A 24498-nucleotide genomic window follows, 5' to 3' on the forward strand; every position below is an offset into this window, starting at 1 on the left:
GGTCACAGAATCAGGTCACGGAGGTCATCGGAAAGCGCGCCAGGTTCCTTGATGGCGGCCAGGTCGGCTTCGGCTACAGCATTCCAGGCATCTTCATCCCAGAGTTGAAACTTGTTCAGTTGGCCAACGAGCATGGCTCGCTTATCCAGCTTGGCGTATTCGCGCAGACGTGGCGGAACGAGGAAACGGCCACTGGCGTCGAGCTCCAGATCAACCGCATTACCGATCAGCAAACGTTGCAGGCGACGGTTCTCCTCACGGAAGGAAGCCAGCTCGCGCAGCTTGTTTTCGATCAGCTCCCACTCAGGCAGGGGATACACGCAAAGACAGGGATCGACAGCATCGATGGTCACAATGAGCTGGCCACTGCAACGCGAAACGAGCTCGTCACGATACCGACTCGGCATCGCGAGGCGCCCTTTGGCGTCGAGACTAATGGCGTTAGCTCCGCGAAACACGGCTGCGCTTCCCCTGTAATTAGCTTTCCATGCCCATAAAAACCCACTTCATGCCACTTTCCACCACTCGCGCACACTATAGAAATGCGTACGCCCCACCGTCAAGGCGCGCCAGAACGGAAAAATCCTTACAGGACGGAGATTTAGCTCACGAAAGAGAGGAGAAACACGACGCTCGAGAGGATATTTGCCACACAAATCCCAGCCATTACTTGAGGCTGAAATCCAAACTTAAAGTGATTTCTTAAGAGTAAGATTTTTTCGGCATCAGACGAGCGGGAACTAGAAGTGCATCACGAACAGAGAAAGGAGGGAGGAGAGTCGATCTGTAAGCCGGGTTCTGTCGAGGACAGTCATTCCTCTACGACGTACATCACTGCACGTCTTTAGCAACCTACCCGGTTCCAGCGCGGGCCACGCCAATGGAACCCTATTTGGTCTTGCTCCGAGTGGGGTTTACCTAGCCACGGACTGTTGCCAGCCGTGCGGTGCGCTCTTACCGCACCTTTTCACCCTTACCGGCACTTGCGTGCTTAGGCGGTTATTTTCTGTGGCACTTTCCGTAGGCTCACGCCTCCCAGGCATTACCTGGCACTCCGCCCTATGGAGCCCGGACTTTCCTCCCCCTTCTTGCGAAGGCAGCGACTGTCCGATCGACTCTCCGCCGGCAAGGGTACCGGGCGTGATGGCAAGCTGCAAGCGAGACAGCCGTCACAACCACTAGCCCTTGCGCTCCAGGGCCACCTGATACAGCAGGTTCTTGCGCACCCCGGTGATCTCCGCCGCCAGCGCAGCGGCACGCTTGAGCGGCATTTCCGCCATCAGCAGGTCGAGCACTCGCAGGGCTTCGGCACTGACGGCCTCCTCACCTTCCGGCGCCTGCCAGCCGGCCACCAGCACCACGCACTCACCCCGCTGCTGATTGCTGTCGGCAGCCACCCATTGGCACAGCTCAGCCAGCGGCAATCCCTGCAAGGTCTCGAACGTCTTGGTCAGCTCGCGCGCCAACAAGGCAGGACGCTCGCCACCGAATACGTCACGCATATCCTCCAGAGATTCGAGAATTCGGTGCGGCGCCTCATAGAAGATCAGCGTGCGCGACTCCTCGCGAACCTGCTCCAGACGCGCACGACGCCCCGCCGCCTTGGCCGGCAGAAAACCCTCGAAGATGAAGCGATCGGACGGCAGTCCGGCAGCGGAAAGGGCCGCGATCAACGCGCAAGCACCCGGCACCGGCACCACCGGGATACCCGCAGCACGCACCTGGCGCACCAGGTGATAGCCCGGATCGGAAATCAACGGCGTTCCCGCGTCGGAAATCAACGCCACATCCTCGCCAGCCTGCAATCGCGCCAGGAAGCGCCCACCCTGATCGCGCTCGTTATGCTCGTGACAGGCAGCCAATGGCGTCGGTATGCCGAAATGCTGCAGCAGCCGGGCCGAGTGGCGCGTGTCCTCCGCTGCGATCAGAGCGACCTCGCGCAGGATACGCAGCGCCCGCGCACTGATGTCGTCCAGGTTGCCAATCGGCGTGGCGACCACGTATAGGGTGCCGGGCTGGACGCTGGTGACGGCGGACTGACTCACGGGAAACACCTCGTTAATTGAAAGAGTGCGCATTCTAACGGGTTAACGCCGCACGGCATCGCACCGTCTGCCGGCCTTGGGTACAATCGCCGCTCGTTTTGCTCAAGTATCAGGATGACCCGATGATCGCTAGCCTGCGCCCACTTTCAGCACTCTTTCTGGCCGGCTTGCTCGCCGCCTGCGCCAACTCGCCCGCCAACAACCTGGGCCAGTTGCCCCGCACGCCGCAAGCCAGCATCGAGCAGATGCTGCAGCAGGCCGCCGACAGCAAGCCAGAACAGGCCAATCTGCTGCGCCTGTCTGCAGCCGACCAGGCCTATCAGCAGAAGGACATCGCGCGTGCCACGCGGATTCTCGAACAGGTCGACCTGAAGACCCTGCAGCCTGCCCAGCAAATCTTCGCCAGCACCCTCAGTGCGGAGCTGGCGATGGCGCGCAAACAGCCCAAGAGCGCCCTGCAGGCCCTGCAGCACCCCAGCCTGGAACGCCTCGCAGAACTCCCCGTGGAACAGCAAGCGCGCACCCAACTGGTTCGCGCTCGCGCACTCGAGGCCGACGGCCAGGTGCTCGCCGCTGCCCGCGAACGCGTCTTCATCGCCCCGCTGCTCAGCGGCCAGGCCGCACATGACAACCAGGAAAGCATCTGGGCACTGGTTTCCAGCCTGCCCCCACAGCCCGCCAGCGGCGCCGACGACGACCTGAATGGCTGGCTGCAACTGGCACGCGCCACCAAGAGCGCCCCCACCCTGGAGCAGCAACAAGCCGCCATCGACGAATGGGTAGCGAAGAACCCGCAACATCCGGCCGCCCAGCAACTGCCCGACCCGCTGGTCAAACTGCGCGAGCTCGCCAGCCAGCCACTGACCCGCATCGCCCTGCTGCTGCCGCAGGACGGACAGTTGGCAAGCGTCGCCCGCGCCCTGCGCGACGGTTTCCTCGCCGCCCACTTCCAGGCAGAACAAGCCGGCCAGAACCCGCCGCAGATCAAACTCTACGACAGCGCCCGCATCGGCTCGCTGGACGCCTTCTATCAACAGGCCCAGGCCGACGGCGTACAACTGGTGGTCGGCCCGCTGGAAAAACCATTGGTCAAACAGTTGAGCGAACGCGAGCAACTGCCGATCACCACCCTGGCGCTGAACTACAGCGACGCGACCCAGGAAGGTCCGGCGCAGCTGTTCCAGTTCGGCCTGGCAGCCGAGGACGAAGCCCGTGAAGTCGCCCGCCGCGCCTGGAGCGATGGCATGCGCCGCGCCGTGGCCCTGGTACCGCGCGGCGAGTGGGGTGATCGCGTGCTCGATGCATTCCGCCAGAACTGGCAGGCTCAGGGCGGTACGCTGATCGCTGCCGAGCATGTCGATCAGCCCGTGGAACTGGCCCGACAGATCGCCGACCTGTTCCAGCTCCGCGAGAGCGAAGCCCGCGCCCGCCGCCTGCAGAACACCCTGGGCACCAGCCTTGATGCACAGCCGGCGCGTCGCCAGGACATCGACTTCATCTTCCTCGCCGCCACCCCGCAGCAGGCCCAGCAGATCAAGCCAACCCTGGCCTTCCAGTACGCCGGTGACGTGCCGGTCTACGCCACCTCGCACCTGTTCACCGGCGCTCACAGCCAGGCCCAGTATCAGGATCTCGAAGGCATTCGCTTCTGCGAAACGCCGTGGTTGCTGGACGCGCAGGATCCACTGCGCCAGCAGGTGAGCAATCAGTGGCCGCAGGCCGGCGGCAGCCTCGGCCGCCTGTATGCCATGGGCGTCGACGCCTATCGCCTGGCACCGCGTCTGGGCCAACTCAAGGCCCTGCCGGAATCGCGCGTCGATGGTCTTTCCGGCACCCTCAGCCTGAACGCGACGCAACGTATCGAGCGTCAACTGCCCTGGGCCGAGTTCCGTGGTGGCCAGGTGCAACGCCTCCCCGACAGCCTCAATTGAGCGCACACAACGACCTGGGCCGGGCTGCCGAACAGGCAGCCCGAGAGCATCTGGAACGGAACGGCCTGCGCCTGATCCAACAGAACTGGAGCTGTCGGTGTGGCGAGCTCGATCTGGTCATGCTTGATGGCGATACAGTAGTATTCGCCGAAGTCCGCGCCCGTCGTCACAGCGCCTGGGGCGGCGCGCTGGGGAGCATCGATGCACGCAAACGCAACAAGCTGATCAACGCGGCGCAGATGTTCCTCCAGCAGCATCCCAACTGGGCTCGCCACCCCTGCCGCTTCGATGTGGTCGCCATCAGTACCGGCAACACCACGCACCTCGACTGGATCAAGAACGCCTTCGATACCTGACGGCCGTACACGCAAGGTTTTAACCGATGGATATGCAATCCCGAATCCGCCAGCTCTTCCAGGCCAGCATCGACACCAAGCAACAGGCCATGGACGTCCTGGTTCCCTACATCGAGCACGCCAGCCTGATCATGGTTCAGGCACTGCTCAACGAGGGCAAGATTCTCTCTTGCGGCAATGGCGGCTCGGCCGGCGATGCCCAGCATTTCTCCTCGGAACTGCTCAATCGCTTCGAGCGCGAGCGCCCCAGCCTGCCGGCCATCGCGCTGACCACCGACAGCTCGACCATCACCTCGATCGCCAACGACTACAGCTACAACGAGGTGTTCTCCAAGCAGATTCGTGCACTGGGCCAGCCCGGCGATGTGCTGCTGGCCATTTCTACCAGCGGCAATTCAGCCAACATCATCCAGGCCATCCAGGCGGCCCACGACCGCGAAATGACCGTGGTCGCACTGACTGGCCGCGATGGCGGCGGCATGGCCTCGCTGCTGCTGCCGGAAGACGTGGAGATCCGCGTTCCTTCGAAAGTCACCGCACGAATCCAGGAGGTTCATCTTCTGGCCATACACTGCCTCTGCGACCTGATCGATAGCCAACTATTCGGGAGTGAAGAATGAAGCGTTCCGCACTGATCCTGGCCACCCTGGCCTTCGTACTGACCCTGGCCGGCTGCGGCAGCCGCAGCATCGGCAACAAGATCGACGACCAGTTCCTCGGCCCGGACGTCGCCACGGCCATCAGTAACGCGCATGCCGACCTCAGCAGCCCGACCTCGCGCATCATCGTCACCGCCTACAACGGCGTCATCCTGATTGCCGGCCAGACTCCACGCGCCGAACTGAAGGATCTCGCTGCACAGCGCGCACGCAACGTGCAAGGCGTGAAAAAGGTCTACAACGAGCTACAGGTGCAGCAGCCCGCCTCACTGCTGGCTCGCAGTAATGACTCGCTACTGACCACCAAGATCAAGACGCAGATGCTGGCTGACAGCAGCGTGCCGAGCAGCAAGGTCAAGGTCGTCACCGAAAACGGCATCGTCTACCTGCTCGGCGTGGTCAATCGTAGCGAAGCCAATGCCGCAACCGCCGTGGTGCAAAGCGTATCGGGCGTGCAGCGGGTCGTGCGCCTGTTCGAGTACACCAACTGAGAGCGCTGCAAGCCACAAGCTTCAAGCCACAAGAAAGAACGGGCGCCCAAGGGCGCCCGTTCTTTTTGCTCTCGCCTGAAGCCTATTTGACTACCTTGAGGCTCGGCCGCCCACTTGGGCGCGGCGGCTCGCCACCGTCGTCCGGGCCGTTACCCTGCGGATCCTGGTGATCCTCCGCCAATGGCGCAGGGGCTTCGGCATCGAAGACCATACCCTGACCGTTCTCCCTGGCGTAAATGGCCAGGATCGCCGGCACCGGCAGATAGAGGCTGTGCGCAACACCACCGAAGCGACCCTCGAAGCTCACCGCCTGGTTATCCATGTGCAACTGGCGCACGGCACTGGGCGAAGCATTGAGCACGATCTGGCCATCGCTGGCGAAACCTGGCGGCACTTGCACCCCCGGGCATTCCGCATTGACCAGCAGATGAGGCGTGCAATCGTTGTCGACGATCCACTCGTACAGCGCGCGAATCAGGTAAGGGCGACTGGAATTCATGAGGTTCTCCTCGCGCCTCAGCGCATGTCTCGCTCGATACGGGAAAGGCTCGCGCGGAAAGCATCCCGGGCGAACTGGCGCTCCATGTAATCGAGCAGGGGCTTGGCAGGTCGCGGCAGCTCGATCCCCAGCAAAGGCAAGCGCCACAGTATCGGTAGCAGACAACAATCTACCAGGCTCAGTTCTTCGCTGAGAAAGAATGGCTTGTCAGCGAACAGGGGCGAGACACCGGTCAGGCTCTCACGCAATTCCTTGCGGGCTTGCGCCTTGTCGCTCTCCTTGCTGCGCGCATCGAGAATCCGGTCGACCAGCGAACACCAGTCGCGCTGAATGCGGTGCATGAGCAGGCGACTGTTGGCGCGCGCCACCGGATAGACCGGCAACAGCGGCGGATGCGGATAACGCTCGTCCAGATACTCCATGACCACGGACGATTCATACAAGGCCAGGTCACGATCGACCAGCGTCGGCACGGTACCGTAAGGGTTGGCCTCAGCCAGCTTGGGCGGACACCGCCCAGACTCGACATCGACGATCTCGACGCTGACGCCCTTTTCGGCGAGCACCAGACGCACGCGATGGGAATAGTGATCGGCGGGGTCGGAGTAGCAGGTCAACCGGTTGGTCACCGCCATGGCGATCCTCCTCGCTTTTTTGATGGGTCAGAAATGCAAAAAATTGCCGGAAGCAATTTTGACGTTGCAGGCGACGGCACCACAGGGGGCCGCCAGAAATGGCAGGCTATAAAAACCTACGCGCCCAAGGAGGGCGCGCAGGTCTTCAGACAGGTCGGACAGCTTAGTGCACGTCCTTCCAGTACTCGCGCTTGAGCAGGTAGGCGAACACGAAGAAGAACGCCAGGTACAGCAGCACGTAGGTGCCGATGCGCTGGGACTCCAGCTTGACCGGGTTGGCCGAGTAGGCCAGGAAGGTCACCAGGTTCTTGATCTTCTCGTCGAACTCGGCCTCGCTCAAGGTGCCAGTGTTCGGCTCGACGGTCAGCTGATCACAAGCCTCATGCGTGATCGGTGCACCGGTCAACGGGTCGTACTGCTTCTTGCCATCGGTCACCACCTGAACCTGCTTGCAACCGATAACCTGATTGCCCTGCAGACCGACCAACACGTTCGGCATGCCCACATTCGGGAACACCTTGTTGTTGGCGCCCAGCGGGCGAGTCGGATCGGCATAGAAGCTGCGCAGGTAGGTGTACAGCCAATCGTTGCCACGCACGCGCGCCACCAGAGTCAGATCGGGCGGAGCGGCACCGAACCAGACCTTGGCATCTTCCGGATGCATGCCGTTCTTCATGTGATCGCCGATCTTGGCGCCAGTGAAGACCAGATTCTCCAGCATGATCTCGTGCGGAATACCGAGATCATCAGCAACGCGCTCGTAACGCTGGAACTTGGCCGAGTGGCAGCCCATGCAGTAGTTGGCGAAGGTACGCGCGCCGTCCTGCATGGCAGCCTTGTCGGTCAGGTCGATATCGACCTTGTCCAGCTCAACGTCATGACCACCAGCGGCGAAGCTCAAAGCTGGCAACGCAGCGAAAACAAATGCAGCAAATAGCTTTTTCATCAGCCAGTCACCCTTTCCGGAACCGGTTTGGTCTTCTCCATCCTTGTGTAGAACGGCATCAGGATGAAGTACGCGAAGTACAGGACAGTGCACACCTGCGACAGCAGGGTACGGCCCGGAGTCGGAGCCAGCACGCCGAGGACACCGAGGATGACGAAGGAGACGCAGAAGATCAGCAGCCAGATCTTGCTCATCCAGCCCTTGTAGCGCATGGACTTGACCGGACTGCGATCCAGCCACGGCAGCACGAACAACACGGCAATGGCAGCGCCCATGGCGATAACGCCCATCAGCTTGTCCGGCACGGCGCGCAGAATTGCGTAGAACGGCGTGAAGTACCAAACCGGCGCGATGTGCTCAGGGGTCTTGAACGGGTTGGCCTGTTCGAAGTTCGGCTTCTCGAGGAAGTAACCACCCATCTCCGGGAAGAAGAACACCACGGCGCAGAACACGAAGAGGAAGACCACGACACCGACGATGTCTTTCACGGTGTAGTACGGGTGGAAGGGGATGCCATCCAGCGGGATGCCATTCTCGTCCTTCTTCTTCTTGATCTCGACGCCGTCCGGGTTGTTCGAGCCGACTTCGTGCAGTGCCAGGATGTGCAGCACCACCAGGCCAAGCAGGACGATCGGCAGCGCGATCACGTGCAGGGCGAAGAAGCGGTTCAGGGTGATGCCGGAGATCAGGTAGTCACCACGGATCCACTGGGTCAGGTCATCACCGATGACCGGGATGGCACCGAACAGCGAGATGATCACCTGAGCACCCCAGTAGGACATCTGGCCCCAGGGCAGCAGGTAGCCCATGAAGGCTTCGGCCATCAGGCACAGGTAGATCAGCATGCCGAAGATCCACACCAGCTCACGCGGCTTCTGGTACGAGCCATAGAGCAGACCGCGGAACATGTGCAGGTAGACCACCACGAAGAACGCCGAAGCGCCAGTGGAGTGCAGGTAGCGGATGATCCAGCCGTACTCGACATCACGCATGATGTATTCGACGGAAGCGAAGGCCTCCTCGGCGGACGGCGTGAAGCTCATGGTCAGCCAGACACCGGTGAGGATCTGATTGACCAGCACCAGCAGCGCCAGGGAGCCGAAGAAGTAGAAGAAGTTGAAGTTCTTCGGGGCGTAGTATTTGGAGAGATGGTCTTCCCACATCTTGGTGGCGGGGAAGCGCGCATCCACCCATTCCATGAATTTGCTCATCAGGCCTTCTCCTGGTCCACACCGATGACGATGACGTCATCCGTCTCGTAGCTATACGGCGGCACCGGCAGGTTCAGCGGAGCCGGTTGGGCCTTGTAGACACGACCGGCGAGGTCGTAACGGGAACCGTGGCACGGGCAGAAGTAACCGCCGACCCAGTCCGGCCCCAGATCCGCAGGCGCCACTTCCGGACGGAAGGACGGCGAGCAACCCAGGTGGGTGCACAGACCAACCAGCACCAGCAACTCGGGCTTGATCGAGCGAGTCTGCTTGTCGACGTATGCCGGCTGCACGGAGGCAGCGGACTCCGGATCGGCCACGCGATCGTGGATCTTGGCGAGGTTGTTCAGGATCTCCTCGGTACGGCGCACGATGAACACCGGCTGACCGCGCCACTCAGCAATCATCTGCTGACCCGCCTCGATCTTGGCGACGTTCACCTTCACCGGTGCACCGGCCGCCTTGGCCTTGGCACTGGGGAACCATGACCCCACGAACGGAGTCGCAGCACCTACCGCCCCTGCAGCGCCCACCACGGAAGTGGCCGCTACCAGGAAGCGACGCCGGCCTGCATTCACGCCGTCATTGCTCATTCAGTCGTCTCCCATCAGCTTTGTGGCCTGTTGTTCAGGCCTCTACTAAGTAAATATCGGGCCGCGCAAAAAATTCGCCAAATGGTAAAGAAAAGCCCCTTTTCTGACAAGGTAATTACCCGCCAGGGGAACCGCGAAAGCCTTGCCGGGCGCGGCCTGTATGTATGCGGCACGTTGTCGCAGCATTTTGCCAGCCCCATAAAAAACGCCCAGCTCCGTAAGGAAACTGGGCGCTTTTGAGAAGCGTAGTAGCGATTAACGCTTCGAGTACTGCGGACGCTTACGCGCTTTACGCAGACCGACTTTCTTACGCTCGACTTCACGGGCGTCGCGAGTGACGTAACCAGCTTTACGCAGCGGGCTGCGCAGGGTCTCGTCGTACTCGATCAGAGCGCGGGTGATGCCGTGACGGATGGCACCTGCTTGACCGCTGACACCACCACCAGCAACGGTGACGAAGATGTCGAACTTCTCGACGGTCTCGGTCAGCTCCAGCGGCTGACGCACGACCATGCGAGCGGTTTCGCGACCGAAGAAGGTGTCCAGGGTGCGATTGTTGATCGAGATGTTACCAGTACCCGGACGCAGGAAAACGCGCGCGGTTGCGGTCTTGCGACGGCCAGTGCCGTAGTTTTGAATCGCCGACATAATGAACTATTCCGTTAAATCTTCAGTTCTTGGGGCTGCTGAGCGGTGTGCGGGTGAGCGGCACCCTTGTACACCTTCAGCTTACGGTACATGTCGCGACCCAGCGGGTTCTTCGGCAGCATGCCTTTGACCGCGGTCTCGATCACGCGCTCAGGAGCACGAGCGATCAGCTTCTCGAAGTTGATCTCTTTGATGCCGCCCGGGAAGCCGGAGTGGGAGTAGTACATTTTGTCGCTGGTCTTGGCACCAGTCACACGTACCTGCTCGGCATTGATCACGACGATGTAGTCGCCAGTATCAACGTGAGGAGTGTACTCAGGCTTGTGCTTGCCACGCAGACGGCTCGCGATTTCGGTGGCCAGACGACCCAGGGTCTTGCCAGCAGCATCAACGACGAACCAGTCGCGTTTTACTGTTTCCGGTTTAGCAGTAAAAGTTTTCATTCTTTATAGCCTCAGGGGCCGCCCAGCAAAAATAGACGGCGGATCTTACTGAATAGTGCGTACTTTGACAAGTCAAAGGCAGCCGCCTACAGACGCTATCGGGGGCTCGGGTCAGCGCGTCCACGGTACGGCAAGATTCTTCGGCAGGCGGCGCATCACTTCCACCGCAGAAAGAGGTGGCGGATTATCCTGATTGCGAAAAAAAATTCAACCTGCTTGTATGGCCCTTTTGCCAAAGGAGTACCTCATGGAATACCGCAAGCTAGGCCGAACCGGCCTCGATGTCAGCGCCCTGTGCCTGGGCACCATGACCTGGGGTGAGCAGAACAGCGAGCGCGAGGGGCATGCCCAGATCGAGCGGGCCAAGGCCAGCGGCATCAATTTCATCGACACGGCCGAGATGTACCCGGTGCCACCGCGCGCCGAAACCTACAGCAAGACCGAGCAGATCATCGGCAGCTATTTCAAGCAGCGCGGCGACCGCGCCGACTGGATCCTGGCGAGCAAGATCGCCGGCCCCGGCAACGGTATCGGCCATATCCGCGACGGCCAGCTCAAGTTCAACCGCCAGCACATCGTGGCAGCCTTGGATGCCAGCCTGAAGCGCCTGCAGACCGACTGGATCGATCTGTACCAACTGCACTGGCCGGAGCGCCCGACCAACTTCTTCGGCCAGCTCGATTACAAGCACAAGGACGTCGAATTCACACCGTTGGAAGAAACCCTGGAAGTGCTCGACGAGCAGGTGAAAGCCGGCAAGATCCGTCATATCGGCCTGTCCAACGAAACGCCCTGGGGCACGATGAAATTCCTGCAACTGGCCGAGAGCCGCGGCTGGCCGCGCGCCGTGTCGATCCAGAACCCCTACAACCTGCTCAATCGCAGCTTCGAGGTGGGCCTGGCGGAAGTGGCGATTCGCGAACAGTGCGGCTTGCTGGCCTACTCACCACTGGCATTCGGCATGCTCAGCGGCAAGTACGAAGGTGGCGCCCGCCCGGCCGGAGCGCGCATCAGCCTGTTCAGCCGCTTCGCCCGCTACACCAACCCGCAGGCGGAAGCAGCCTGTTCACGCTACGTGGCCCTGGCCCATGAGCACGGCCTGGATCCGGCGCAGATGGCCCTCGCTTTCGTCACCGCGCAGCCCTTCGTCACCAGCAACATCATCGGCGCTACCAGCCTGGAGCAACTGGACAGCAACCTGGCCAGTGCCGAACTGAAGCTTTGCGAAGAGGTAATTGCGGGTATCGAGGCGATTCACAGGGCACAGCCCAACCCGGCGCCTTAAGAGCAGACGGCAGGCGGGACGATGCGTGGGCGGATATTCAAGCCCACGCATGTCCTTCCCGCAGCCTGCCGCTGCGTTCACACCAGCGAGCGCGCGATGATCTCCTTCATGATCTCGTTGGTACCGGCGTAGATGCGCTGCACCCGCGCATCGGCCCAGGCTCGCGCCACCGGGTATTCCCACATGTAGCCGTAACCGCCGTGCAGTTGCACGCACTCGTCGAGCACCTTGCACTGCAGGTCGGTGCCCCAGTACTTCAGCATCGCCGCTGTCGGCACATCCAGCTTGCCCTTGAGATGCAGCTCCAGGCAGCGGTCGACGAACACGCGCCCCACCTGAATCTCGGTGGCCATCTCGGCGAGCTTGAAGCGCGTGTTCTGAAAGTCCGCCACAGCCTTGCCGAACGCCTTGCGCTCACGGGTGTAGTCCAGCGTCCATCTCAGCGCCGCCTCAGCCGAGGCCAGCGCGCCGACACCCACGGTCAGACGCTCCTGCGGCAGCTCCTGCATCAGGTAGGCGAAGCCCATGCCTGGCTGCCCCAGCAGATTTTCCTTGGGCACACGGACATCCTGGAAGAACAGCTCGGAGGTGTCCTGTGCCTTCATGCCGACCTTTTCCAGGCGCTTGCCCTTGGAGAAGCCCGGCGTGTTGGCCTCGACCAGAAACAGACTGGTGCCTTTGGCGCCGGCCTTCGGATCGGTCTTGGCTACCACGATCACCAGATCAGCCAGCCAGCCGTTGGTGATGAAGGTCTTCGAACCATTGATCACGTATTCGTCGCCGTCGAGCACGGCAGTGGTCTTCACGCCCTGCAGATCGGAGCCGGCGCCCGGCTCGGTCATGGCGATGGCGGTGACCATCTCGCCACTCACCAGCTTGGGCAGGTAATGCTGCTTCTGCGCCTCGCTGCCGTAATGCAGGATGTAGGGCGCGACGATATCCGAGTGCAGGGAAAAGCCGATACCGGTCAGTCCGAGACGCCCGACTTCCTCGATCACCACGGTACTGTAGAGAAAATCGGCCGCCATGCCGCCGTACTCTTCGGGGATGTGCGAGCACAGCATCCCGGCTTCGCCCGCCTTGTTCCACAAGGCTCGATCGATATGACCGTCCTTCTCCCATTGATGATGGAAAGGCACGGCCTCCTGTTCGAGAAACTTGCGCACGCTGTCGCGGAACAGTTCGTGTTCGGAGCTGAAGATCGTTCTGGGGATCATGCGGCCACCTGTGCCTGGGCTGACGGGAAGAGCCCTCGACTTTAGCCAAGCAAACGCTTGGTCGCACTGGACACAACCGCCAAAAAATAAGACGATCCAGCCGTCAGATGACCACTTAGCCTTAAATAAGAACAATACCCATGGTTACTACCCAGCCGCGCAGCGACCTGCGCCGAGTCAGCGTTCTCGCCACCGACGGCGTCTTCGCCTCCACCCTGCTACAAGCCAAGGACTTCTTTCACATGGCCGGCGTCCGCTACGCCAAGCAGCAGGGCCTGGGCCTCGAGCCCCCCTTCGAGATCCATCTGGTCAGCCCCGACGGACACCCCGTCGACAGCTTCAGCAAGGTTCACGTGCCGGTGGACGGCGGGCTGGACAGCTGCGATCTGATCATCCTGCCGGCCTTCTGGGGCGATTTCGCGACACTGAGCAGGCGCTACCCACAGGTGCTCGACTGGCTGCGGCGCCAGCATGCGGCGGGCACCGCCATTTGCGGCGAGGCCAGCGGCGTATTCTGGATGGCCGAAGCCGGCCTGCTCGACGGCAAGGAGGCGACCACCTACTGGCGCTTCGTCGGCGAATTTGCCGAGCGCTTTCCCAAGGTGCTGCTCAACCCGGAGAAGCACCTCTCCGACGCCGACAACCTGTATTGCGCCAGCGGCGTCACCTCGGCCTGCGATCTGTACATCTATCTGATCGAACGCTATTGCGGCGCGGGCGTCGCCCAGGGCGTGGCGCGTGACATTCTCTATGAGGTGCAACGCAGCTACACGCCGGGGCGTATCGGCTTCGGTGGGCAGAAACTGCACCACGACGTTACCGTGCTGCAGATCCAGCACTGGCTGGAAGAGCACTACGCCGACAAGTTCCGCTTCGAGGACGTGGCCCGCGAGCACGGCATGAGCATCCGCAACTTCATGCGTCGCTTCCAGAGCGCTACCGGCGACAAACCACTGCATTACCTGCAGCGCCTGCGCATCGAGACGGCCAAGAGCCTGCTCTCCTCCACCCGCAAGAGCATCAAGACCATCAGCTACGAGGTCGGTTACGACGACGCCAGCTTCTTCGCCAGACTGTTTCGCCAGCACACCGAACTGTCGCCCAATCAGTATCGCCGCCAGTTCATGCAGCAGAACGCAGCGAGCCGCGACGGATAAAGGCACCACGCCAGCCCACCCTTGGTTAGGTTGGCGCTCGGCAGCAGCGCCCTATGATCGGGAACCGTACATAACAACAACAGGTTCACCGTCATGCGCCGTCTATTGCTTGCCCTGCTTGCCGTCTGCAGCCTCAGTGCTGCGGCGGCTGACAACTGGAAACCCTTCCCCTTCGATCAGAGCGCCTACGACTACAGCGGCGACAAGCTGCGCCAGGCCTGGCCACAGCTGACTCGCGGCTTCGGCAACTACCCCTTCCCGGACGCCAAATGGGTCATGGACATGGCCGCTCGCTACCCTCAGGCCGTGGAGAAGACAGTGGCCGCCGGCACCGGCTTCAGCGGCAAGCCCGAGGAAGCCGAGCGCTATGCACAGCAATTGCAGGACGTGTGGCGCCTGATGTTCCGCGGTGACTTTGCCGAAGCGAAGAAACAGGGCATGGCACTCGGCGTTGGCGGCCAGGTACCCTCCCTCTTCGCCCAGGTCATCTACGCCATGTTCCTGGTGCCGGATCAGGCCGAGAAACACCGCCTGCTCGAAGAGGTGATCGCCTACACGGATCAGGCCGGCGACCTGGTGCAGGCCGATATCGTCGCCCAGTTCGGTCGCACCTACGCCAAGGCACGTCTGGGCGAGGAACTGTCCGTACCGGTCGTGCTCAAGCGCGGCTACACCTCGCAGATTCCGCAAGAGCTGGACGCCCTGCTGGCCAAACACCCACAGCAGCCGTTCGCCCTGGCGCTCTATGGTGGCTATGAGGCCGGCGTGATCCGCAAGGTCGGCAAACTGGTCGGCAAGATGACCTACGGTGTCAGTGCCGACAAGATGGAAAGCTACTTCAAACGCAGCTTCCAGGCGCGCGACGATTTGCCGATCGGCCATTACGAATACGCCAATGCGCTGGGTTATGTGTATGGCGATGATGAGCAAGGCAAGGCGATCGAACACCTGCAGCAAGCCGTGGCGATCAAACCGATCAGCGCCATGGAAGCGCTCGAAGTGGCCCGCGCGCAAAGCCTGCTCGACCAGCAGAAAAAGCAGCTGGCCAGCCGCTGAGCAATTCCCGGCTATGAAAAAGGCGACCTTCGCAGACCGTGTGAAAACGTAGCGAGCAAAGGTCAGGCAAGGCAAAAAACGGCGAAAAAGCGGAGTTTACGAGCTGTAAATGAGCATTTTGATCGGACTCGCGCCCGAGCCGTTTTTTAACGCAGCATGGCCGAGCGCAGTAGTTTTCACACGGTCTGTTCGGGTCGCCTTTTGCGTGTTGCTTATCAGGGCTTGTGCGGACGCGAGAGGAACTCGTGCGACTGCATCTCCAGCAGGCGGCTCAGGGTGCGCTGGAACTCGAAGTTCAGTCGGCCGCCGATGTACAGATCCTTCAACTCCACCTCGGCAGAGATGATCAGTTTGACGTTGCGGTCGTAGAACTCATCCACCAGGTTGATGAAGCGCCGCGCCATGTCGTCCTTGGCCACGCCCATCTGCTCGACGTTGGCCAGGATCACCGCATGGAACAGCTTGCCCAGCTCGATGTAATCGTTCTGGCTACGCGGGCCGTCGCACAGCTCGCGGAACTCGAACCAGGCCACGTCTTCGCACACGCGCACAGCGTTGATCGCGCGATTCTCGATCATCAACGCCTCGTTCTCGACCATGTGCGTGCAGTCCGGCAGCAGGCTCTGGAAGCTCTTGCGCAGGCTCTCCTCGGCGGCCGGGCCGAGCGGGAAGTGGAACAGCTCGGCCTGCTCCAGGGCACGCAGACGATAGTCGACGCCGCTGTCGACGTTAACGATGTCGGTGTGCTGCTTGAGCAGGGCGATGGCCGGTAGGAAGCGCGCGCGCTGCAAACCGTCACGGTACAGGCCGTCCGGCACGATGTTGGAGGTCGCCACCAGCGATACGCCGTTCTTGAACAGTTCTTCCAGCAGGGTGGCGAGGATCATCGCGTCGGTGATATCGCTGACGAAGAACTCGTCGAAGCAGATAACCCGCGCCTCGTCGGCGAAGCGCTTGCCGATGATGGTCAGCGGGTTCTTCTCGCCCTTGAGCGTACGCATTTCCTCGTGCACACGCTTCATGAAGCGGTGGAAGTGGGTACGCATCTTCTGCTCGAACGGCAGCGCATCGAAGAAGGTGTCGACCAGATAGGTCTTGCCGCGCCCGACGCCACCCCAGAAGTACAGGCCCTTGACCGGCCCTTGCGGCTTCTTGCCGAACAGCTTGCCCAACAAGCCACCCTTGCCCTGGTCGGCGGCGACCAGGTCGTCGTACAGACGCTGCAAGTGGCGAACGGCATTTTCCTGGGCCGCATCATGGAAGAAGTCGGGCCGCTTGAGGTCGGCCTGATAACGCTCGAGAGGAGTCATGATTCGTTAGAGCCTGTTCAAAGTCTGCTGCGCGTCGGGCCTGCTGCGTAAGAAACAGGCTCGGAATGCTCATGTACACCAGTACACTCCGCTTCCTCGCCTGTTTCTGCCTTGCATGCCTCTAGCTCGCGAGCCTTTAAAAAGGCTCTCAGCCGGCAAGTAAAAACGGGGGCGTCACTTTAGCGACGCCCCCGTTGATTGGCAATCTTGCCGTGGGCGGCAACCGCCGCCCGGTATGAAGCGGCTATCTCAGTCCTGCGGTGCCAATGCCTCACGCAGGCGGGCGATGGCATCTTCCAGCGCCTGACCGTCAGCGAACTCGGGGCTGCTGGCCACGCTCTCGCCATCGATCCATACCGCGAACACCTGGCCTTCGACGCGCACATCCAGCGGCTCGCCGGATTGCAGGCGTTTGTTGATCATGCCGGCCGACTTGCCATCGGCGAAGGATTTCGACAGCAGCAGTTGCTCGCCATCGGCATCCAGCAGACGGAAGCGGAAGCTGCCATCTTCATCGCGGAAGCTGACGAAGCGGGCGCTCTTGGCGGCTTTCTTCTTCTCGCCAGTAGACACCTGCACCTGCTCGCGGAACGAACGCAGGCCCACCGCCTCGCGCAGCTCGCCAAGGAACGGCGTGGCGATCTTGCGCGCCTTGGCGGCGCCGGCGAGGAGGATGTCCTCCAGGTCGGCCGGCCGAGCGATCAGCGCGTTGTAGCGCTCGCGCGCCTCGCCCAGGGTGTCTTCGAGCAGCTGGTACAGGCGATTCTTCGCCTCGCCCCAGGCCAGGCCGCCTTCCAGCTCGGCGCGGAACTCGTCCTGCTGTGCGTGGCTGGCGAAAGCCTGGTACAGGGTGAACAGGTGCGAACCCTCGGCATCCTTGGGCTCGCCCGGCAGCCTGGAGTCGGTGACGATGCGCGCCACGGCCTCCTTGAGCTGCTTGGCGCTGCCGAACAGCGGGATGGTGTTGTCGTAGCTCTTGCTCATCTTGCGCCCGTCGAGGCCGGGCAGCGTGGCCACTTCCTCCTCGATCACCACCTCGGGCAGGACGAACAGATCCTTGCCCTTGCCGAACAGGTGGTTGAAGCGCTGGCCGATGTCGCGAGCCATCTCCACGTGCTGGATCTGGTCGCGGCCGACCGGCACCTTCTGCGCGTTGAACATCAGGATGTCCGCCGCCATCAACACCGGGTAGCTGAACAGCCCCATGGTCACGCCGGCGTCGGGGTCTTCACCGGCTTCGACGTTCTTGTCCACGGAGGCCTTGTAGGCGTGGGCACGATTGAGCAGACCCTTGCCGGCCACGCAGGTGAGCAGCCAGCACAGTTCGGGGATCTCGGGGATATCGGACTGGCGGTAGAAGGTCGCCTTGTCGGTATCCAGGCCCAGCGCCAGCCAGGTCGCGGCGATCTCCAGCCGTGAGCGCTGGATGCGCGCCGGGTCATCGCACTTGATCAGCGCGTGATAGTCGGCGAGGAAATAGAACGAGTCCATCTGCGGATCGCGGCTGGCCACGATAGCCGGGCGGATGGCACCAGCGTAGTTGCCCAGGTGCGGCGTGCCGGTGGTGGTGATACCGGTAAGGATACGGGTGGTCATGAGGTTCGCTTAGAAATGGCTTAAAGACTTACAGGCGAGGCAACAGCAGATCCTTCAGATCCGTCAGCTTGCCGTGAAAAAAGTGACCGCATTCTGCCACTTTCAGCAGCTCATGGGCACGCCCAAGGTTGGCCGACCAGTCGTACACGGCCTGCGGCTCGATCACTTCGTCCGCGTCCGGCTGGATCACCACCAGCGGGCATTGGCTGGCCGGCGGGGTGTCGGCGGCCAGGCGATGCACCGCCGGCGCCACCATGAACAGCTTGCTGAGCGTGACGCCCTGCGCTTCCAGCCGTGCGCCCAGCGCAGCAGCGACAAAGCCGCCGAAGGAAAAACCGAGCAGGGTAATGGGCAGGTTCGGGTACTGCTCCTGCAGCCAGGCGGCAACGGCCTCGGCATCATCCACTTCGCCAGTGCCCATGTCATGGCTGCCAGCGCTGGTGCCCACACCGCGATAATTGAAACGCAAGGTGTGATATCCACTGTCACGCGCAGTGCGCTGCAGGGTGCTCACCACCTTGTTAAGCATGGTGCCGCCCTGCACCGGATTGGGATGGCAAACCAGCGCCACGCCACGGGCGTCGGGCACCTCCAGCAGCAGGGCTTCGAGTTGGCCCTTGGGGCCTTGGATGAAAAGAGGGGTTTCGCGACTGAGCAACACTGAACTCCGTGACCCCGCAACGGGTCGACTCGTCTAGCAAACTGCCTGTGCGGTAAACGTATACAGCGCAGGTTCGAGCCGCTAACGTAAAGCAAAGCCGTTTTGAGAGGAAGGACTCGTGGAACAGACACTTGCAGCCTGGTTGATACCCGCCCTGACCCTGGTGGTCGGCATCGCCGTGGGCTTTCTGCTCGCCCGCCTGGCCCCCAATGCCGCACCCAGCCGGACGCAGCGGCAGATGGATGAAATGCAGGCACGCTTCGAGGCCTACCAGAACGAAGTGGTCACCCACTTCAACACCACCGCCAGCCTGGTGAAGAAGCTCACCCAGAGCTACCAGGACGTGCAGGAGCACCTGTCCGACGGCGCCAACCGCCTGGCCCTGGACGAGCTGACCCGTCAGCGCCTGCTGGCTACCCTCAACAGCGCGGAAAGTGGCGAGAAGCGCGAGCGCCTGACCCCGCCGAAGAATTATGAAATGCCCAAGGACTACGCGCCCAAGACCGACGGCCCGGGCATGCTCGACGAGAGCTACGGCCTGAAGAAGTCCTGACAGCACGCGCACTCCCCACAACGCCCCGGCCCGCCGGGGCGTTGTTTTTTCGGCCCGCGCCTGCACCGTCAAGCGCCAGCCGACTATGATCGCAGGTGCTTCCCTTCCCGAGGACACCTCATGTCGCGCTGGCAATGGTTACTGACACGACTGACCCGACAGCTCTGGTTTCGCGCCACGCTGATCGGCGCGCTGGGCATCGCTGCCGCCGGCCTGGCCGCACTGACCGAGCACCTGCTGCCCTGGGATTTGCCTACCACCATCGGCGCCGACGCAGTCGACGGCATTCTCAATATCATCGCCTCAAGCATGCTCGCGGTGACCACCTTCAGCCTCAGCGTGATGACCTCGGCCTACAGCGCCGCCACCAGCAACGTCACGCCACGCGCGATCAAACTGCTGATCGAAGACCGCCTGACCCAGAACGTGCTGTCCAGTTTCATCGGCTCGTTCCTGTTCAGCATCGTCGGTATCGTCGTGCTCAAGACCGGCGCCTACGGCGATAGCGGGCGCTTCGTCCTGTTCATCGTCACCATCGCCGTGATCGCTCTGGTGGTGGTCAGCCTGTTGCGCTGGATCGATCACCTGACGCGCCTGGGCCGCGTGGGTGAAACCACCGAGCGCGTCGAGGAGGCCACCCAGCGCGCCATCGACTGGCGCTGCGCCAACCCTTACCTGGGCGGCAGTCCCGCGCCGGCCGACCAGACCATCCCTGAAGGCGCCTTGCGCCTGACGGCCGATACGGTCGGCTACGTGCAGCATGTCGACATGGCCGCTCTGGCCGAACAGGCCGATCAGTTGGACAGCGACATCCACCTGCTGGCAGCGCCCGGTGCATTCGTCTACCCCGACACGCCGCTGGCCTGGATCGCCAGCCCGCACCAGAGCGACAAGGCGTGCCAAGCCCTGCAATGCGCCCGTGAGGCGTTCAGCATCGGCAAGGAACGCAGCTTCGATCAGGATCCGCGCTTCGGCCTGGCAGTACTGAGCGAAATTGCTTCCCGCGCGCTGTCACCGGCGGTCAACGATCCGGGTACGGCAATCGATGTGCTGGGGCGTCAGGCGCGCGTGCTCTGCACCTGGGCACGCGATCAGCAAGCGGATCAGACGCCGCAATTCCCCAGGGTGTGGGTGACGGCACTGCATACGCGGGATCTGTTCGAGGATGCCTTCAACCCCATCGCCCGCGACGGTGCGAGCCTGCTCGAAGTACAAATGAAGCTGCGCAAAACGCTGCAGGCACTCAGCCAGATGGGCGACGCAGGGTTTCGTCAGGCCGCCTTCGAACAGGCAGAACGCGCCCTGGCGCGGGCCGAACAGGCCATGACCCAGGAAGCGGACAAGCAACGCTTGCGCGAGCTGCGTTAGCAAGCGGCAGATAGCACAACGCCGGGCATGAGCCCGGCGTTGTGAGGTGACGCGGCGAGTTAGATCGCGCCGCGACTGCGCAGCAAGTCCAGCACCGCCTTGACGCCCTCCTCGACCGACTGCGTCTGGGTGTCGATCACCAGATCGGCATTCAACGGCACGTCGTATGGGAAGCCTTCGCCCGGGATGTTGTCGCCACCGGCGGCATACAGACCCTGCGGATCACGCTCGGCGCAGACCTGCGGCGAGGCCTGCACGTAGACGGTCAGGGCGCGCTCGCTGCCAATCAGTGCCTTGGCCTGTTCGCGGCCTTCGGCATCCGGCGCGACGAAGGCCGCCAGGGCGATCAGACCGGCTTCGTTGAACTGACGCGCCACATGCGCGGCACGGCGCCAGTTCTCCGCACGACCGGCGCGATCCTGCGGCAGCCCCTTGTTCAGGTCATGACGCAGGTTCTGGCCATCGAGCACGTAGACCGCACGGCCCATGTCGAATAGCTTGCGCTCCACGGCATAGGCCAGGGTGCTCTTGCCTGCACCGGAAAGCCCGGTGAACAACACGGTGGCTGGCTGCTGGCCGAAGCGCGAGGCACGCTCCTCGGTGGAGACGTGCGCCAGGCGACCATGCTGACCGCCGCCATGGGCGACCGGATCGGCGATGATCATGCCGGCGCCGACGGTGCCGTTGGTCAGGCGGTCGATGATGATGAAGGCACCGGTGGTGCGGTTGTACTCGTAGCCATCCAGGGCGATCGGTGCATCCAGCGCGACCTTGACCCGGCCGATCTCGTTGAGCTTCAGCTCGCTGGCCGGCCCCTGCTCCAGGGTATTCACATCGACGCGATGGACGATGCTTGGGATCGAACCCGGCACGTAGCTGGTGGCGCGTTTGATGTCGTATTTCTTGCCCGGCAGCATCGGCTCTTCGCCCATCCACACCAGCATGGCCTCGAAGCTGTCGGTGACCAGCGGACGGTTGTCGGCATGCACCAGCATGTCGCCGCGCGACACGTCGATCTCGTCTTCCAGGGTCAGGGTGATCGCCTGGCCCGGACCGGCCTGCTCCAGCTCACCTTCGAAGGTGACGATGGATTTGACCCGGCTGCTCTTGCCAGACGGCAAGGCCAGCACTTCGTCGCCCTTGCGCACGATGCCGCTGGCCAGGGTGCCGGCGAAACCGCGGAAGTTCAGGTTCGGGCGGTTGACGTACTGCACCGGGAAGCGCAGGTCGTCGAAATTGCGGTCGCCCGCGACTTCGACGGTCTCGAGAATTTCCATCAGCGACTGCCCGGTGTACCAGGGCGAGCGCTCGGACTTGTTCACCACGTTGTCGCCCTTGAGCGCCGACATCGGCACGAACTCGAGGGTGGTCGGGCGCAGGTTGATCTTCTCGGCGAAGGCCAGGTAGTCGGCCTTGATCTGCTCGAACACGCCCTGATCGAAGTCTTTGAGATCCATCTTGTTGACGGCGACGACTATGTGCTTGATGCCCAGCAGGGAGGCGATGAAGCTGTGGCGCTTGGTCTGGGTCTGCACACCGTAACGGGCGTCGATCAGGATGATCGCCAAGTCGCAGGTGGAGGCACCGGTAGCCATGTTGCGCGTGTACTGCTCATGGCCGGGGGTGTCGGCGATGATGAACTTGCGCTTGGCGGTGCTGAAGTAGCGGTAGGCCACATCGATGGTGATGCCCTGCTCGCGCTCGGCCTGCAGGCCGTCGACCAGCAGTGCCAGGTCGATGTCATCGCCGGTGGTGCCGACCTTCTTCGAATCCTTGGTGATGGCTTCCAGATGATCCTCGTAGATCATCTTGGAGTCGTGCAGCAGGCGGCCGATCAGCGTGCTCTTGCCGTCATCGACGTTGCCGCAGGTAAGAAAGCGCAGCAGCTCCTTGCGTTCGTGCTGGGCCAGATAGGCGAGGATATCCTCGCTGATCAAATCAGACTGATGACTCATGATGAGGAATCCTTAGAAGTAGCCCTGGCGTTTTTTCTCTTCCATCGAACCGGCGGCGTCGTGATCGATGACCCGCCCTTGCCGTTCGCTGGTCTTGGTCAGGAGCATTTCCTGGATGATTTCCGGCAGCGTGGTCGCGGTGGACTCCACCGCGCCGGTCAGCGGGTAGCAGCCGAGGGTACGGAAACGCACCATCTTCTTGGTGATGCGCGCCTTCTCTTCATCGGACAGATGCTCGAGGATGCGCTCGTCGTCGATCATGATCAGCGTGCCGTTCTTCTCGATGACTTCGCGCTCGGCAGCGAAGTACAGCGGCACGATCGGGATCTGCTCCAGGTAGATGTATTGCCAGATGTCCAGCTCGGTCCAGTTCGACAGGGGGAAGACGCGGATCGATTCGCCCTTCTTCACCTTGCCGTTGTACACGCTCCACAGCTCGGGGCGCTGGTTCTTCGGATCCCAGCGGTGCTTGCTGTCACGGAAGGAATACACGCGCTCCTTGGCGCGGGATTTTTCTTCATCACGACGGGCACCACCGAAGGCGGCGTCGAAGCCGTACTTGTCCAGTGCCTGCTTGAGACCTTCGGTCTTCATCACGTCGGTGTGCTTGGCACTGCCGTAGGTGAAGGGGTTCATGTCCTGCGCCACACCATCGGGATTGATGTGGGTCAGCAGCTCCAGGCCGTATTCACCGACCATCTTCTCGCGGAAGCGATACATCTCCTGGAACTTCCAGCGGGTATCGACGTGCAGCACCGGGAACGGCAGCTTGCCAGGGAAGAACGCCTTGCGGGCCAGGTGCAGCATCACGGCGGAATCCTTGCCGATGGAATAGAGCATCACCGGGTTGTCGAATTCGGCGGCCACTTCACGAATGATGTGGATGCTTTCCGCCTCGAGCTGCTTCAGATGGGTCAGTTTGTCGAGCATGGCTACTCACGGTTTGCTGTTATGGGGCCGGCGGGCCGTGGACGAGCCGGCACTCTAACACAGCGTCTGCTTATAGCCAGGACGCTGGTTAGACCGAAAGGTTCTAGTGTTATATCGAGAGGAAAGCGCGAATCACACCGGGTTCGGGCAATCGATGAACAGATGCTCCAGGGCGAAACGTCGGGCCAGGTAATCACCCAGCGCCTGCACGCCATAACGCTCGGTGGCGTGATGGCCTGCGGCGATGAAACTCACGCCATTTTCCCGGGCACTGTGGAAGGTCTGCTCGGAGGCCTCGCCGGTGAGGTACAGGTCGACACCTGCGGCAATCGCCTGATCGATATAGCCCTGGCCGCCGCCGGTACACCAGCCGACTCGGCGGATAAGCCCTTCGCCCTCGACCAGCAAGGGCTCACGGCCCAGTACCTGCTGCACGTGACGGGCGAAATCGGCAGCGCTCATGGGCTCAGCAAGCGAGCCGACGAGGCCAACGGTGCGCGGATTTTCCGGCTCCAGCGGCCCCTCGACGACGATGCCCAACTGCCGTGCAAGCTGCACGTTGTTGCCCACTTCGGGGTGGACGTCCAGCGGCAGGTGATAGGCCAGCAGGCTGACGTCATGTGCCAGCAAGGCCTTCAGCCGCCGCTGCTTCATGCCGGTGACGCAGGGGTTCTCGCCCTTCCAGAAATAACCATGGTGCACCAGCAACACGTCGGCTTCGGCCTCGATGGCCGCCTCGATCAGCGCCTGGCTGGCAGTCACGCCACTGACGATACGGCGCACCTGCGGCCGCCCTTCGACCTGCAGACCATTGGGGCAGTAGTCGCTGATACGCGATGCATTGAGTAGTTGGTCAGCTTCGCCAACCAGAGTGGACAGGGCAATGGCCATGACGATTCCTTCTCACGCTGTTGCAGGCCGCTGCCTTATTGCCGCGCACCTCACTATAATGC

25 protein-coding genes and 1 other RNA gene are annotated in these 24498 nt (G+C 62.2%); 9 read left to right on the plus strand and 17 right to left on the minus strand.

Going from position 1 to position 24498, the window contains the following annotated elements:
* Positions 1-2: 2 nt before the first annotated feature.
* From mraZ to rsmI, 3 genes are all read right to left on the minus strand, one after another.
* A complete protein-coding gene (gene mraZ / locus VC352_RS15725; protein WP_322980467.1) occupies positions 3-458 on the minus strand; it encodes a division/cell wall cluster transcriptional repressor MraZ in 456 nt (151 codons plus the stop codon).
* Between the two features lie 313 nt (positions 459-771).
* Positions 772-1119: RNase P RNA component class A (gene rnpB / locus VC352_RS15730), an RNA gene on the minus strand.
* A gap of 59 nt (positions 1120-1178) precedes the next feature.
* The gene (rsmI, locus tag VC352_RS15735; protein WP_322980468.1) at positions 1179-2078 is read right to left on the minus strand and encodes a 16S rRNA (cytidine(1402)-2'-O)-methyltransferase; all 900 of its coding nucleotides are present in this window, start codon (positions 2076-2078) and stop codon (positions 1179-1181) included.
* A gap of 89 nt (positions 2079-2167) precedes the next feature.
* On the opposite strand from rsmI, the gene VC352_RS15740 reads away from it, so the two are divergent.
* From VC352_RS15740 to VC352_RS15755, 4 genes are read left to right on the plus strand one after another with little or no spacing between them, the layout of a single operon-like run.
* Positions 2168-3976: a penicillin-binding protein activator gene (locus VC352_RS15740; RefSeq protein ID WP_322980469.1), complete on the plus strand. Its 1809-nt coding sequence runs from the start codon at positions 2168-2170 to the stop codon at positions 3974-3976.
* Entirely contained in the window at positions 3973-4332 is a 360-nt protein-coding gene (locus tag VC352_RS15745; RefSeq protein ID WP_322980470.1) for a YraN family protein, read from the plus strand. The genes VC352_RS15740 and VC352_RS15745 overlap by 4 nt, the downstream gene beginning before the upstream one ends.
* A 26-nt stretch (positions 4333-4358) precedes the next feature.
* A complete protein-coding gene (locus tag VC352_RS15750) occupies positions 4359-4952 on the plus strand; it encodes a phosphoheptose isomerase (RefSeq protein ID WP_322980471.1) in 594 nt (197 codons plus the stop codon).
* A complete protein-coding gene (locus tag VC352_RS15755) occupies positions 4949-5482 on the plus strand; it encodes a BON domain-containing protein (RefSeq protein WP_322980472.1) in 534 nt (177 codons plus the stop codon). Before VC352_RS15750 ends, VC352_RS15755 begins: the two co-directional genes overlap by 4 nt.
* 82 nt (positions 5483-5564) lie before the next feature.
* Here the strand turns inward: VC352_RS15755 and VC352_RS15760 are convergent, their stop codons facing one another.
* The 7 genes from VC352_RS15760 to rplM form a co-directional block, all read right to left on the minus strand.
* Positions 5565-5981, minus strand: coding sequence for a ClpXP protease specificity-enhancing factor (locus tag VC352_RS15760; RefSeq protein WP_322980473.1), 417 nt, complete (start codon positions 5979-5981; stop codon positions 5565-5567).
* 17 nt (positions 5982-5998) lie between these two features.
* The gene (locus tag VC352_RS15765; RefSeq protein WP_322980474.1) at positions 5999-6616 is read right to left on the minus strand and encodes a glutathione S-transferase N-terminal domain-containing protein; all 618 of its coding nucleotides are present in this window, start codon (positions 6614-6616) and stop codon (positions 5999-6001) included.
* Between the two features lie 163 nt (positions 6617-6779).
* Complete coding sequence (locus VC352_RS15770) at positions 6780-7562, minus strand: cytochrome c1 (RefSeq protein WP_322980475.1); 783 nt, start codon at positions 7560-7562, stop codon at positions 6780-6782.
* Positions 7562-8773 carry a cytochrome bc complex cytochrome b subunit gene (locus VC352_RS15775; protein WP_322980476.1) on the minus strand — a complete coding sequence of 404 codons (1212 nt, stop codon included), beginning with the start codon at positions 8771-8773 and terminating at the stop codon, positions 7562-7564. The genes VC352_RS15770 and VC352_RS15775 overlap by 1 nt, the downstream gene beginning before the upstream one ends.
* Positions 8773-9366 carry a ubiquinol-cytochrome c reductase iron-sulfur subunit gene (petA, locus tag VC352_RS15780; protein ID WP_322980477.1) on the minus strand — a complete coding sequence of 198 codons (594 nt, stop codon included), beginning with the start codon at positions 9364-9366 and terminating at the stop codon, positions 8773-8775. The genes VC352_RS15775 and petA overlap by 1 nt, the downstream gene beginning before the upstream one ends.
* Positions 9367-9621: 255 nt before the next feature.
* Positions 9622-10014, minus strand: coding sequence for a 30S ribosomal protein S9 (rpsI, locus tag VC352_RS15785; protein WP_322980478.1), 393 nt, complete (start codon positions 10012-10014; stop codon positions 9622-9624).
* 14 nt (positions 10015-10028) lie between these two features.
* Positions 10029-10457 (minus strand): 50S ribosomal protein L13, encoded by a 429-nt coding sequence (gene rplM / locus VC352_RS15790; RefSeq protein ID WP_322980479.1) that lies wholly within the window; start codon positions 10455-10457, stop codon positions 10029-10031.
* 247 nt (positions 10458-10704) lie between these two features.
* On the opposite strand from rplM, the gene VC352_RS15795 reads away from it, so the two are divergent.
* A complete protein-coding gene (locus VC352_RS15795; RefSeq protein WP_322980480.1) occupies positions 10705-11742 on the plus strand; it encodes an NADP(H)-dependent aldo-keto reductase in 1038 nt (345 codons plus the stop codon).
* A 77-nt stretch (positions 11743-11819) separates the two neighbouring features.
* On the opposite strand, the gene VC352_RS15800 is transcribed toward VC352_RS15795, so the two are convergent.
* Positions 11820-12959 carry an acyl-CoA dehydrogenase family protein gene (locus VC352_RS15800; RefSeq protein ID WP_322980481.1) on the minus strand — a complete coding sequence of 380 codons (1140 nt, stop codon included), beginning with the start codon at positions 12957-12959 and terminating at the stop codon, positions 11820-11822.
* Between the two features lie 242 nt (positions 12960-13201).
* On the opposite strand from VC352_RS15800, the gene VC352_RS15805 reads away from it, so the two are divergent.
* Both VC352_RS15805 and VC352_RS15810 read left to right on the plus strand, forming a co-directional pair.
* A complete protein-coding gene (locus tag VC352_RS15805; RefSeq protein WP_322980615.1) occupies positions 13202-14116 on the plus strand; it encodes a GlxA family transcriptional regulator in 915 nt (304 codons plus the stop codon).
* A 93-nt stretch (positions 14117-14209) separates the two neighbouring features.
* The gene (locus tag VC352_RS15810) at positions 14210-15172 is read left to right on the plus strand and encodes a hypothetical protein (protein ID WP_322980482.1); all 963 of its coding nucleotides are present in this window, start codon (positions 14210-14212) and stop codon (positions 15170-15172) included.
* A 215-nt stretch (positions 15173-15387) separates the two neighbouring features.
* Here VC352_RS15810 and zapE read toward each other — a convergent pair whose 3' ends face one another.
* The 3 genes from zapE to VC352_RS15825 form a co-directional block, all read right to left on the minus strand.
* The gene (zapE, locus tag VC352_RS15815) at positions 15388-16482 is read right to left on the minus strand and encodes a cell division protein ZapE (RefSeq protein WP_322980483.1); all 1095 of its coding nucleotides are present in this window, start codon (positions 16480-16482) and stop codon (positions 15388-15390) included.
* A 249-nt stretch (positions 16483-16731) separates the two neighbouring features.
* Positions 16732-18078, minus strand: a complete 1347-nt coding sequence (locus tag VC352_RS15820) for a tryptophan--tRNA ligase (RefSeq protein WP_322980484.1) — start codon at positions 18076-18078, stop codon at positions 16732-16734.
* A gap of 28 nt (positions 18079-18106) precedes the next feature.
* Positions 18107-18736, minus strand: coding sequence for an alpha/beta hydrolase (locus VC352_RS15825; protein ID WP_322980485.1), 630 nt, complete (start codon positions 18734-18736; stop codon positions 18107-18109).
* Between the two features lie 121 nt (positions 18737-18857).
* On the opposite strand from VC352_RS15825, the gene VC352_RS15830 reads away from it, so the two are divergent.
* Both VC352_RS15830 and VC352_RS15835 read left to right on the plus strand, forming a co-directional pair.
* Entirely contained in the window at positions 18858-19292 is a 435-nt protein-coding gene (locus VC352_RS15830) for a YhcB family protein (RefSeq protein WP_159971486.1), read from the plus strand.
* 120 nt (positions 19293-19412) lie between these two features.
* The gene (locus tag VC352_RS15835; RefSeq protein WP_322980486.1) at positions 19413-20660 is read left to right on the plus strand and encodes a DUF2254 domain-containing protein; all 1248 of its coding nucleotides are present in this window, start codon (positions 19413-19415) and stop codon (positions 20658-20660) included.
* 59 nt (positions 20661-20719) lie between these two features.
* Here the strand turns inward: VC352_RS15835 and cysN are convergent, their stop codons facing one another.
* From cysN to VC352_RS15850, 3 genes are all read right to left on the minus strand, one after another.
* Positions 20720-22615 (minus strand): sulfate adenylyltransferase subunit CysN, encoded by a 1896-nt coding sequence (gene cysN, locus VC352_RS15840; RefSeq protein WP_322980487.1) that lies wholly within the window; start codon positions 22613-22615, stop codon positions 20720-20722.
* A 12-nt stretch (positions 22616-22627) separates the two neighbouring features.
* Positions 22628-23545 (minus strand): sulfate adenylyltransferase subunit CysD, encoded by a 918-nt coding sequence (gene cysD, locus VC352_RS15845; RefSeq protein ID WP_013714118.1) that lies wholly within the window; start codon positions 23543-23545, stop codon positions 22628-22630.
* A gap of 132 nt (positions 23546-23677) precedes the next feature.
* On the minus strand, positions 23678-24436 hold the full coding sequence (locus tag VC352_RS15850) for a Nif3-like dinuclear metal center hexameric protein (RefSeq protein WP_322980488.1): 759 nt from the start codon (positions 24434-24436) through the stop codon (positions 23678-23680).
* Positions 24437-24498: the final 62 nt, after the last annotated feature.

The organism is Pseudomonas sp. C11, assembly GCF_034683865.1.
Classification (GTDB): Bacteria; Pseudomonadota; Gammaproteobacteria; order Pseudomonadales; family Pseudomonadaceae; genus Aquipseudomonas.

Excerpts from the sequence above, each read along its gene's own strand:
- rpsI (WP_322980478.1), bottom strand. The coding sequence starts at position 10,014 with ATGTCGGCGATTCAAAACTACGGCACTGGCCGTCGCAAGACCGCAACC.
- VC352_RS15850 (WP_322980488.1), bottom strand. The coding sequence starts at position 24,436 with ATGGCCATTGCCCTGTCCACTCTGGTTGGCGAAGCTGACCAACTACTC.
- VC352_RS15805 (WP_322980615.1), top strand. The coding sequence starts at position 13,202 with ATGGCCGGCGTCCGCTACGCCAAGCAGCAGGGCCTGGGCCTCGAGCCC.
- VC352_RS15800 (WP_322980481.1), bottom strand. The coding sequence starts at position 12,959 with ATGATCCCCAGAACGATCTTCAGCTCCGAACACGAACTGTTCCGCGAC.
- zapE (WP_322980483.1), bottom strand. The coding sequence starts at position 16,482 with ATGACTCCTCTCGAGCGTTATCAGGCCGACCTCAAGCGGCCCGACTTC.
- VC352_RS15795 (WP_322980480.1), top strand. The coding sequence starts at position 10,705 with ATGGAATACCGCAAGCTAGGCCGAACCGGCCTCGATGTCAGCGCCCTG.
- rsmI (WP_322980468.1), bottom strand. The coding sequence starts at position 2,078 with ATGCGCACTCTTTCAATTAACGAGGTGTTTCCCGTGAGTCAGTCCGCC.
- VC352_RS15755 (WP_322980472.1), top strand. The coding sequence starts at position 4,949 with ATGAAGCGTTCCGCACTGATCCTGGCCACCCTGGCCTTCGTACTGACC.
- cysN (WP_322980487.1), bottom strand. The coding sequence starts at position 22,615 with ATGAGTCATCAGTCTGATTTGATCAGCGAGGATATCCTCGCCTATCTG.
- rplM (WP_322980479.1), bottom strand. The coding sequence starts at position 10,457 with ATGAAAACTTTTACTGCTAAACCGGAAACAGTAAAACGCGACTGGTTC.
- VC352_RS15810 (WP_322980482.1), top strand. The coding sequence starts at position 14,210 with ATGCGCCGTCTATTGCTTGCCCTGCTTGCCGTCTGCAGCCTCAGTGCT.
- VC352_RS15770 (WP_322980475.1), bottom strand. The coding sequence starts at position 7,562 with ATGAAAAAGCTATTTGCTGCATTTGTTTTCGCTGCGTTGCCAGCTTTG.
- VC352_RS15820 (WP_322980484.1), bottom strand. The coding sequence starts at position 18,078 with ATGACCACCCGTATCCTTACCGGTATCACCACCACCGGCACGCCGCAC.
- VC352_RS15740 (WP_322980469.1), top strand. The coding sequence starts at position 2,168 with ATGATCGCTAGCCTGCGCCCACTTTCAGCACTCTTTCTGGCCGGCTTG.
- VC352_RS15835 (WP_322980486.1), top strand. The coding sequence starts at position 19,413 with ATGTCGCGCTGGCAATGGTTACTGACACGACTGACCCGACAGCTCTGG.
- cysD (WP_013714118.1), bottom strand. The coding sequence starts at position 23,545 with ATGCTCGACAAACTGACCCATCTGAAGCAGCTCGAGGCGGAAAGCATC.
- VC352_RS15750 (WP_322980471.1), top strand. The coding sequence starts at position 4,359 with ATGGATATGCAATCCCGAATCCGCCAGCTCTTCCAGGCCAGCATCGAC.
- VC352_RS15775 (WP_322980476.1), bottom strand. The coding sequence starts at position 8,773 with ATGAGCAAATTCATGGAATGGGTGGATGCGCGCTTCCCCGCCACCAAG.
- VC352_RS15765 (WP_322980474.1), bottom strand. The coding sequence starts at position 6,616 with ATGGCGGTGACCAACCGGTTGACCTGCTACTCCGACCCCGCCGATCAC.
- petA (WP_322980477.1), bottom strand. The coding sequence starts at position 9,366 with ATGAGCAATGACGGCGTGAATGCAGGCCGGCGTCGCTTCCTGGTAGCG.
- VC352_RS15760 (WP_322980473.1), bottom strand. The coding sequence starts at position 5,981 with ATGAATTCCAGTCGCCCTTACCTGATTCGCGCGCTGTACGAGTGGATC.